The sequence below is a fragment of the Streptomyces oryzae genome, assembly GCF_017676365.1.
In the GTDB taxonomy this organism is placed as follows: domain Bacteria; phylum Actinomycetota; class Actinomycetes; order Streptomycetales; family Streptomycetaceae; genus Streptomyces; species Streptomyces oryzae.
In genome coordinates, this window is the sequence record NZ_JADKMA010000336.1 from 1 (window position 1) to 3,935 (window position 3,935).

The following is a 3,935-nucleotide window of genomic DNA, read 5'->3' on the forward strand; positions in this document are numbered from 1 at the left end:
GGGGCGTGGGGCGGCGCTCGGCACTCCGTGCGCGCGGTGCGGTGAGCGCAGGGCCGGGAGCTTGGTACGGGACAGCGGCAGCGGCAGCACAGCGAGTCCCCAATTCGGCGGCGGCCAGCGTGTGCGCGAGAGCGCGGGAGCCCATCTCCTCGGAGTCGTACGGGATTTCGACGCCGAAAAGCCCTCGGATCGCTCCTCTTCGCCCGAGCCGAACCGCACGCAGGCCCGGGACATGGCAAGCCGGGGCCCGGCAGCCGGGACAGCGGGCGGCCGACCCGTCATACGCCTTCTTACGCCTTCATACGTGGGCCGTGCGGTGCCGGCGGCGGTGGCCGGAGCGGGTAGCAGCGGGCGGAAAGAGCGGTGTTGGGGGCGTACGCGGGGTTTATCGACACGTCGTCATTCGTGCGGGGGAAAGAGGCCGTCCGGGCGAATCCGTCCCGGTCGCCGTGGGCAACTCTGGACCCGCGACGTCGCAAGCGAGGCCGGAGGCAGCGGGCCAACTGCCCTCGGCACCAGCGCACTTCCGGTGCAGCGTCCCTCGGGACGCACTTACCGTTCCTGGAGGAATGAACATGGCACGCATCCGCACCGCCCGCGTCATCGCGGCCGCCGCGGCTCTTCCGTTCGCCCTCGCCGTCATGTCCGGCGTGGCCCAGGCGGACAACGGCTCCCTCGCGGACGACGGATCCAACTCCAACGCGAGCTCCAACTCCCAGGTGCAGGGCGCGGTGGGCGACGGGAACAACACCAACAACGCCAACAACGCAACGGTCAACGGCAATGGCGCTGTCGTGAACCAGGAGAACGAGACGCACAACGAGTCCGCCACCGTCGTTTTCACCAACCTGTGGTGACGGCGGGCTGACGGGACACCCGGTTCGAGAGACCGGGCGCTCATGGGGATGGGCTGAGGCCGCGCGCCCGCGATTCCGTCGCGGGCGCGCGGTCGTTTTCGTGTGTCCGCCGCCGTTTTGCGTGCCCCTATGGGGCCTGCATTGCTGTTCGCGCCTGCCGCTTTGCAGCCGCCGCACTGTTGACACTCCTCTGGAGCTGACGGACAGTCAGATTGTTGTTCATTGGGCGGTGCTGTTTCTGGACGCGGAGGGGACGGCGGTGAGCGCTGGGGACGGGCTGGGGCCAACGGTTGCCCCGGGGACGGGGACGGCGCCCGGGCCGAGGGACGGTGACGCGCTGTACGAGCAACTGCGTGCGTACGCGGGCCGCTCCGCGGCCGGCTCGGCACGCGGCCGTGACCCCGTCAACGAGCCGATGATCCGGCACTGGTGCGAGGCGCTGGGCCATCCCGTACCGCCCGACGGCTCCGCGCCGGCGACGATGCTCCAGGTCTGGACGATGGCCGGGCTCGCGGGCCGGGGGGACAGCCGTTCGGGGCCGTACGGCGCACTGCTGAGCGCGCTCGACGGGGCGGGCTGCACCTCGGTCGTCGCGACGGACTGCGAGCAGGAGTACCTGCGGCCGCTGTGTCCCGGGGACGAGATCACGTTCGACGCGGTGATCGAGTCGGTCTCCCCGCGCAAGACGACCAAGCTGGGCACCGGGTACTTCGTGACGACCCGGATGGACGTGCTGGTGGGGGCGGAACTCGTCGGGACGCACCGGTTCCGGATTCTCAAGTACCGCCCGGCGCGGCCCCGGACGACCCAGGGCGGGGCGGCCGCATCCGGCGCCGATGCAGATGCCGGCACCGGTGCCGGTGCCACCGCTGGTGCCGCCGGTGGTGCTGGTGCTGGTGCTGGTTCCGACAGACCCCGGCGCCCCCGCCCTGTCGTCAACCGGGACAACGCCGGCTTCTGGGAGGGCGTTGCCCGGCACCAGCTGCTGTTCCAGCGCTGTGCTGAGTGCGGCACTCCGCGGTTCCCGTGGCTGCCGGGCTGCAACGCCTGCGGCTGTGCCGAATGGCGGGCCGTCGCGGCGTGCGGGCGCGGCACCGTCTACTCGTACGTCGTCATGCACCATCCGCCCTTCCCGGCCTTCGACCCGCCGTACGCGGTGGCACTCGTCCAGCTGGAGGAGGGCGTGCGGATCGTCAGCAACCTCACCGGTGTGCGCCACGACGACGTGCGGATCGGGATGCCGGTGGAGCTGGAGTTCCTGCGGGTGGACGACGACCTGGAACTGCCCGTCTTCCGGGGGGCGGCGCTCCCCCGCGTCGGCGACCAACTGCCGCCGCTCGACGTCCCGGTGACCCGCACTCTCATCGTCTCCGGCGCCCTGGCGGCGCGGGACTTCCAGGACGTCCACCACGACGCCGAGGCAGCACGCCAGAAGGGCTCCCCCGACATCTTCATGAACATCCTGACGACCAACGGCCTGGTGGGCCGTTACGTCGTTCAATGGGCGGGACCGCACGCCCTCCTGCGCAAGGTCGCCATCCGGCTGGGCGCGCCCAACCACCCGGGCGACACCATGGCACTGTCCGGACAGGTCACCGCGGTCACACCGCCCGCAGTCGACGCGCCTGAGGGCGAGGGCGTCACCGTAGAGATCGCCGTACGGGGCGCCAACCGGCTCGGCAACCATGTCACCGGCACGGTCACCGTCACGCTGTGGGAGTCGCCCGCCGGTCCGGAAGGGGCTCCCTCATGAGCTTGGCGAAGGCCGACTCGCTCGGTGGGCGTGCTGCCGTGGTCGGTATCGGCGCCACGGAGTTCTCCAAGGACTCGGGCCGCAGCGAGCTCAAGCTCGCCGTGGAGGCCGTGCGGGCGGCCCTGGACGACGCCGGGCTGTCGCCGGACGACGTGGACGGCATGGTCACCTTCACCATGGACACCAGTCCCGAGATCACTGTCGCGCAGGCGGCCGGCATAGGGGAGCTGTCGTTCTTCTCGCGGGTGCACTACGGCGGCGGCGCGGCCTGCGCGACAGTGCAGCAGGCGGCACTGGCGGTCGCCTGTGGCCTCGCGGAGACGGTCGTGTGCTACCGGGCGTTCAACGAGCGCTCCGGGCGGCGCTTCGGTTCAGGTGTGCAGCAGCGCGAGCCTTCGGCCGAGGGGGCGGCGCTCGGCTGGTCGTTGCCCTTCGGACTGCTGACCCCGGCCTCCTGGGCCGCCATGGTGGCCCAGCGGTATCTGCACACCTATGGGCTGCGCCCGGAGGTCTTCGGCCGGGTCGCAGTGGTGGACAGGAAGTACGCGGCGACCAACCCGGCCGCCTACTTCTACGGCAGACCCCTCACGCGGGCCGAGCACGCCGCATCGCGCTGGATCGTGGAGCCGCTGCGGCTGCTGGACTGCTGCCAGGAGACGGACGGCGGCCAGGCACTGGTCGTCACCTCGGCCGAGCGGGCCCGCGACCTGCCGCACCGGACCGCGCTGATCGCGGCGGCGGCCCAGGGCGCCGGGCGCGCACAGGAGCAGATGACGAGCTTCTACCGCGACGGCCTGACAGGACTCCCGGAGATGGGCGTCGTGGCCCGGCAGCTGTGGCGCACCAGTGGGCTGGAACCGGAGGACATCGACGTCGCCGTGCTGTACGACCACTTCACCCCGTACGTGCTCATGCAGCTGGAGGAGTTCGGCTTCTGTGCGCGCGGAGAGGGAGCTGATTTCGTCGCGGCGGAGACGCTGCCGCTCAACACGCACGGGGGGCAGCTGGGCGAGGCGTATCTGCACGGCATGAACGGCATCGCCGAGGCAGTACGCCAGCTCCGCGGCACCGCCGTCAACCAGGTTGACGACTGTGCACGAGTGCTCGTCACAGCAGGAAGCGGCGTCCCGACGTCCGGGCTGGTGCTCACCCGCTGACCGTCATGCATGCAGAAGGCTGAATCCTGGAGCGCGGTGGGCGCGCCTGACCGGCTGGAGGGGCGGCAGCTCGTTCACTCGCCCCATGGCGACCAAAAATCAGATGATGAGACGGGCGGCCCTGATGGCGGCCGCACTCGCCACCGTACTCACCGGAGGCGCTGTCCC

The 3,935-nt window shown here is 71.1% G+C and carries 2 protein-coding genes and 1 pseudogene; all 3 read left to right on the forward strand.

Going from position 1 to position 3,935, the window contains the following annotated elements; all coding sequences use genetic code 11:
* Positions 1 to 575 precede the first annotated feature (575 nt).
* The 3 genes and pseudogenes from ITI46_RS33600 (at position 576) to ITI46_RS33610 (ending at position 3,767) form a co-directional block, all read left to right on the forward strand.
* Positions 576 to 857, forward strand: a complete 282-nt coding sequence (locus tag ITI46_RS33600) for a hypothetical protein (protein WP_209243734.1) — start codon at positions 576 to 578, stop codon at positions 855 to 857.
* A gap of 337 nt (positions 858 to 1,194) precedes the next feature.
* Positions 1,195 to 2,160 (forward strand): annotated as a pseudogene (locus ITI46_RS36185) (bifunctional MaoC family dehydratase N-terminal/OB-fold nucleic acid binding domain-containing protein); the annotation flags it as partial.
* Positions 2,161 to 2,606: 446 nt separating this feature from the next.
* Positions 2,607 to 3,767 (forward strand): lipid-transfer protein, encoded by a 1,161-nt coding sequence (locus ITI46_RS33610; protein ID WP_209243735.1) that lies wholly within the window; start codon positions 2,607 to 2,609, stop codon positions 3,765 to 3,767.
* The last annotated feature ends 168 nt before the right edge of the window (positions 3,768 to 3,935 follow it).